Below are 957 nucleotides of genomic sequence, written 5' to 3' on the forward strand. Positions count from 1 at the left end.
TGAAATCGAAGAATGGATGGAACAACGTCTAGCACTGCGAGAGAGCCAAGAATAATCCAAGTAGCAGAAAACACACTGACCACATCAACAGGGAGCCATTGAGCTCCCTTTTCAATTAGAGAGAGAAATAAAATGAGTTTTTCAATTTACGTAGATGGCGCGGCACCGAACAATCAACACGGATGCACACAGGGTGGAATTGGTATCGCAGCCTTTAATGAGCACGGTGAGGTAGAGTATCAAGATAGCATCACTATCAGACGCAGTACCACCAATGCTGAATTAGAGCTAATGGCCTTAATCGAAGGTCTAGAGTACGCGCAGGATGGCGATGTCATCTACTCAGACAGTGATTTCTGTGTAAAGGGCTACAACGGTTGGTTAGATAACTGGAAGGATAAAGGTTGGCGTAAGTCAGACAAAAAGCCAGTAAAGAACCGCCATCTATGGCAACAAATCGACGAACTGCGTTCACAGAAATACGTAGAGGTAAGAAAGGTCAAAGCTCATTCAGGTAATAAGGGTAATGACATGGCAGACTTGTTAGCCGTTGAAGCGGCAGAAGCCGAGTAAGAAGATAGAGCACAGTTTGTTGGCAGACCGCTAGCAGGCTGTGCCCTGTTTTGTTTGTTGGGATAAACCTGCTGCATTACAGAGTAGTATATTAATTTAATGATGAAGTGGTTATTAAGGTGGGTGGGTTCAGTGAATGAAAATCACAATTTCTGTAATTGATAGACCTAACCCATGGTTAGAAATCCTGCACCTCCCATCACTTCGGTAGAATAAGTCACATTGAAAATGGTTGGGGGATTTGATTGTGGGTTATCGAGTGGTACGGCTAACCGAACTGATGACATATGAGTTTGGACAGGTCGAAGGTGATATCGAAAGGCTGGACGAGAGAGCTTTAGGCTCTGCGCTCCCTCTGGGGATGAGCTATTCCAGCTTTATGGA

The 957-nt window shown here is 44.6% G+C and carries 1 protein-coding gene; it reads left to right on the forward strand.

Going from position 1 to position 957, the window contains the following annotated elements:
* Positions 1-132: 132 nt before the first annotated feature.
* Positions 133-573 carry a ribonuclease HI gene (locus BCT49_RS02475; protein WP_102434012.1) on the forward strand — a complete coding sequence of 147 codons (441 nt, stop codon included), beginning with the start codon at positions 133-135 and terminating at the stop codon, positions 571-573.
* Positions 574-957 lie beyond the last annotated feature (384 nt).

Source organism: Vibrio lentus, from assembly GCF_002875945.1.
Classification (GTDB): Bacteria; Pseudomonadota; Gammaproteobacteria; order Enterobacterales; family Vibrionaceae; genus Vibrio; species Vibrio apostichopi.